The sequence below is a fragment of the Streptomyces sp. 13-12-16 genome, from assembly GCF_002114215.1.
Taxonomy (GTDB): Bacteria; Actinomycetota; Actinomycetes; order Streptomycetales; family Streptomycetaceae; genus Streptomyces.
Map to the genome: position 1 here is coordinate 33727 of NZ_NCTE01001238.1, position 4648 is coordinate 38374.

Annotated in this window: 4 protein-coding genes and 2 pseudogenes; 3 read left to right on the forward strand and 3 right to left on the reverse strand. The window is 66.3% G+C overall.

Annotated features, from left to right (window positions below; translation table 11 throughout):
- Together B7767_RS38540 and B7767_RS38545 are read right to left on the reverse strand one after the other, a co-directional pair.
- Positions 1–180: pseudogene (locus tag B7767_RS38540) on the reverse strand (IS6 family transposase); the annotation flags it as partial.
- Between the two features lie 475 nt (positions 181–655).
- The gene (locus B7767_RS38545; RefSeq protein ID WP_053637133.1) at positions 656–1126 is read right to left on the reverse strand and encodes a nuclear transport factor 2 family protein; all 471 of its coding nucleotides are present in this window, start codon (positions 1124–1126) and stop codon (positions 656–658) included.
- A 161-nt stretch (positions 1127–1287) separates the two neighbouring features.
- On the opposite strand from B7767_RS38545, the gene B7767_RS38550 reads away from it, so the two are divergent.
- The 3 genes from B7767_RS38550 (at position 1288) to B7767_RS38565 (ending at position 3512) form a co-directional block, all read left to right on the forward strand.
- Complete coding sequence (locus tag B7767_RS38550; RefSeq protein ID WP_085576029.1) at positions 1288–1731, forward strand: Rrf2 family transcriptional regulator; 444 nt, start codon at positions 1288–1290, stop codon at positions 1729–1731.
- A gap of 656 nt (positions 1732–2387) precedes the next feature.
- A complete protein-coding gene (locus B7767_RS38560; protein ID WP_143652888.1) occupies positions 2388–2966 on the forward strand; it encodes a DUF6461 domain-containing protein in 579 nt (192 codons plus the stop codon).
- 111 nt (positions 2967–3077) lie between these two features.
- The gene (locus B7767_RS38565) at positions 3078–3512 is read left to right on the forward strand and encodes a hypothetical protein (protein WP_085576031.1); all 435 of its coding nucleotides are present in this window, start codon (positions 3078–3080) and stop codon (positions 3510–3512) included.
- Here the strand turns inward: B7767_RS38565 and B7767_RS38570 are convergent.
- A pseudogene (locus B7767_RS38570) lies at positions 3463–4454 on the reverse strand (IS5 family transposase). The gene B7767_RS38565 and the pseudogene B7767_RS38570 overlap by 50 nt on opposite strands.
- Between the last annotated feature and the right edge of the window lie 194 nt (positions 4455–4648).

Sequence of the window (4648 nt, forward strand, 5' to 3'; positions counted from 1 at the left end):
GCGGGAGCGTCGGCGGCGCGGTGCGTCGGCGTAGGACTGCCCGAACTTCAGGCACCACCGCCGGATGGTCTCGTGGGAGACGAGCACATCGCGCTTCAGCATCAGCTCCTCGACCTCGCGGAAGCTGAGCGGGAAACGGTGGTACAGCCACACGCAGAGCGCGATGATCTCCACCGGGTACCGGTGGCCCTTGTACGACGGCGGCGCGGACGCCACGAGCGATCCCCTCCCCGGCACGATCAACTTCAAGATCATCCCAGGCCGGTCAGCCAACGTGACAATGCCCGGAGGCGTCCCCCAACTGCCGAAGGCATCAGGGCATGCGGGAAGACGGGTGCGCAGGCATGGACTCGCTCGGTGCTCATACGGACTAGACACCCACATGATCACCAGCGGTCATGCCTGTTCTGCGTCCAGGGCGGACGTCGACAGAAGTCGACAAGCCACCACAACCGGCACTCAGCAGGCGAACCGCCCACCTCGGCGCTTCTCAAAGACCCTGCCTGTCGGCCGGGGCTGCTGATACTCGATGAGTCGGCCTGTCGGGTCGTGTCGGCGGTTGGGTGCGAACAACAACTTTGTTCAAGAAGCAGCGCCGGGTATGCGGCCCGAAGGAGGGAGTGTCTTGTCGCATACTCGGCGCTGACCGGCAGAGTTACGCCGTCGTGGCTGCTGTCTCGGTGGCTTCGACTGCGGACTTGAAGTCGGGGTGGACCCCGATTTGATCAAGCCACACGCTCATCGAGTTGTAGCAATTGAACCTTTCGATCTTTCCGTCACGGAGGTACCAGAGGTCCGCCGCCGGCACGTCGATCCGGTTCCCGGTCGGTGGGATCTCGCCGACCGGAGTCGGAAACCCTCCGAGATGCGTGCCCTGGATTCGCAACTCGACGGCGACGACATCACCGAACGCATGTACCTCGAGCAGCTCACGGTGTACATCGGGGAACGAGCGGGCGAGGCCCGCGATCACCTGAGGAATCTGCTCTCCGCGGAAACTCTGTGAGGTCGACATGTCGTTGAACGACCCGTCCTCGGTGAACAAGGCCAGGAAACCGTCACCGTCGAGAACGTTCCCTTCCGCGAGCCGGTAAGCCTCGCGAATGGTCTTTTCGTTGCTTTCCATTCCTGTTCTCCTTTGAATTCGCAACACGCTCACGGTCCGCGCTTGTCTTTGGTTGACCCTCCCCGGGTGTCGTAACGATAATCGTTACGACAGGTTGTCGCAACCTTCACTGTTACGACTTTGCTGTCGTAACATGGAGCGTTGCGACCGGAGGAGGGATCATGAGCGCCAACAGCAGGCTGACCATTGCCGCCCATGCGCTGGCCTGGATCGGTCTCTACCAGCGCCAGGGCCATGAGGTCGCCACCTCCGAGCAGATCGCAGCCAGCGCGAACACCAACCCCGTGGTGATCAGGCGGCTGCTCGGCGAGCTGCGCAGGGCCGGGCTCGTGGAGTCCCGGCGGGGCGCGGGCGCGGGCTGGTCGCTGGCGCGTGAGCTGGGGTCGATGACCCTGCTCGACGTGTACGAGGCAGTGGAACCCGGCCCACTGTTCGCGATGCACCGCACCACCCCGGCCCAGGAATGCGTGGTGGGTCACGGCATCCAGCCGGCAATGCGGGGCATCTACCAGGACATCGAGGAGACCCTGAGACACGAACTGGCCCGCGTCACGCTCGAGAAGGTACTCAGGGACGTACTCGCGGCACCTCGCCAGCCTCTCTGATCAGCTGGGCGACCCCGTGCGAACCGTAGGGTTCGGCTGGGTTCTGCCCACCGGGGCGGAGTGACGTGAGCGTGGAGATGGAATCCCGCGCCGAACGCGTTGGATCCGCCGCCGGAACAGACGGCGGGCGCAGGCCGAGCTCACCGCGGACCAGGCCGTGCTCGTCCAGCGGCTCTACGACGACGAGCGGGAGAGGACCGTCCAGCAGATCCCCGGCGGATTCGGCGTGCCCCGTTTCACGGTGCACGGGCACCTCGACAAGCCCAGACCGTCCCCCTGTGCCGCTTGGAAAGTCATCGCTGCTGGTCGAGCTGCACATCGGTACTCGTTGATCGCTCCGCCGAGGGTGCGGGTGCGTAGGTGGTCTGCCCCGGGTCTGACGGAGTCGGGTTGCTGGAGAATTGACTGATCCAACAAACCCGGAGCGCTTCATGTCGTCCCGTCGGCCTGCTGTCGAGCCGGAGGAGGGTTCGGCCTGGCTGGCCCGGCGGACGGGGATCCAAAGCGAAGCGGTCTGTTGTGGCCCGGGAACCGGAGGATCGGCTACCAGCCCCTTGCCGGTTTCATGGTGTCAGCGTTCGTCACCGGGAGTTCAGGTACGTGTCGTAGCGTTGGCGGTCGCCAGGCAGATGCTGACCAGGAGGGTGCGGGTCGTCATGGCTTCCACGTTGTTCGATGTGCTGGGGGACGAGTGGTTCTGCGTGACAGCGGTCCGGGGCCTGGGGGAGGCGGACGTACTGTCCCGGCTGGGTGCCGTCGGCTCGGATCCGCTGCCCCGGCATCCCATCGACGGTGTGGCTGAGCACTTCGGTCTGGAGAGCTGGGCGGTGCGGGTCTACTGCCCGGAGGGGACGGGGTGGGCGTATGTGTTCGATGCGCTCCCGGAGATGGGTGTCCCGTTCAGGGAGCCGGTGCTCAAGGAGCTGTCCAGGGGCACGGAAGCGGTGTCCGTGTGGCAGCCCATAACCGCTTCCGTTCGCGTGGCGCACGCCCGTGACGGGGAGATTCTTACCCTGTTCGACTGGGGGAGGGTCGGCCCGGCGTCCGGGACGGAGCCGGACCGGCTCAACCGGGTTCTGGAACGGGCCGGCTTCTTCCTGGACGAGCCGGATGACGGCTTCTCCGGCCCGGCTGCCGCTCTGGAAGCGGTCGAGAGCGAGTTCGGCCTGGCGGTGGACCCGCAGGAAGTGGCGGGGCCGCTGCCGACGGTCGTCGTTCCTGTACGGGGCGACTGACCAGCCGACAGCGGCCGCTGGCTAGAAGGTCACCCTCAGCCAGAAGCCGTCGTTGTCAGCTAGGAGCTGTCCGGTCGATCACGGTCGTGGGTGGTCCGGCATGATGCCGGGGTGAGCATCATCGTCGAGTTCTTCGCTGCTTCGGATGACGCGTCAGCGGCTCTGGCTCTTCAAGCCGGGCCGCGACGTGCATTCGAGTCGCTCTCCTTCGGCAACTTCGATCCCGGAGAGGCTGTGGTCGAGTGGGAGTGCCTGCTTGTCGGCGGCAGCTTCGAGGAACTCGTCGAAGCCGGTGAGCCTCGTCTCGTCGCCGGCCAGGACGATGACGGGTGCGTCGTCTTCGCGATCTCGCCTCGCCTGTCCGCCGCACTTGCCGAGGCCGAGCGGTCCGAGTTGAAGGATGCCGCTGTCGCGTGGTCCTTGCAGCGGGCGGAGGACGGCGAGGACATCGGCACGGAGATTGCCGAAGTGATCCTGGGCGATCTGGCCGCTCTCGTCAGCAGCGCCCGAGGCCAGGGCCAGGCCGTCTACTGCTGGGTCGCGTAGGGGTCCACGCTCGGAGCCAGATCGCGACGGACGCCGCGGTGGCGGTGCCGAGGAAGACGTAGCCGCGCTTGTCGTAGCGCGTGGCGACCGCTCGGGACTGTTTCAGACGGTTGATCGTCCGCTCGACGGTGTTGCGTTTCTTGTAGCGGTCCTCGTCGAACCCGGGTGGCCGTCCGCCGCGTGAGCCTTTCCGCAGGCGGGTCGCCTGGCTGTCGGTCTTCTCCGGGATCGTGTGCCGAATGCCCCGCCGCCGCAGGTACTCCCGACATGGCCCGTTGCTGTATGCCTTGTCCGCGGTAAGGCTGTCCGGCTTCTTGCGCGGCCTCCCTGGGCCTGGTCCGGGAACACGGATCTTCTCCAGAACCGGCTTGAACTGGGTGCAGTCCGCCCGCTGACCTGGAGTGATGACCAAGGACAGCGGGCGGCAGCGGCCGTCCGTGCTCAGATGGACCTTGCTGGTGAACCCGCCCCGCGAACGACCCAGCCCCTCACCTCCAGCACCACCTCCACCAGGCGGCCGACGAGGCTCTGCCACGGCGTCTCGTCCTGGTGTTCCACCTCGCCGCCCCCCTTTGAGCCGGGCGCCGGGGGCGGATCGATGCGGGCGCCGGCCGCATGCTGGTGCGCGCGGACGATGGTGGAGTCCACCGAGATGCCCCAGTCGATTTCACCCGCCGCGTCAGCCGCGGCCTGGACCTGCTGCAGCAGACGTTCCCAGGTGCCGTCGGCCGACCACAGCCGGTGGCGTTCGTAGACGGTCTTCCACGGGCCGAACCGTTCGGGCAGGTCACGCCACTGCACCCCGGTCCGCACCCGATGCAGAATCCCGTCGATCACCTGACGGTGATCCCGCCACCGGCCACAACGCCCGTTGCTGACCGGCAGGAACGGCCGTAACCGTTCCCACTCGGAATCTGTCAGATCGCCCCGCCCCGTGCCCACAACAACGACCCAGGAACGGGGCGGTCACATGATAGGCCGGACAAATCCTAGTACTGCAACGGTGCTTGCCGTTGCAGTACTAGGGTCCGTCTTCAAACGGATCTTGCCCAGAGCAGGAGCGACGCGAGACTGACCGCTGCCTCGTATGAGGTGGCGGTCTTGTCGTATCTGGTCGCGATGCCGCGGAAGCCCTT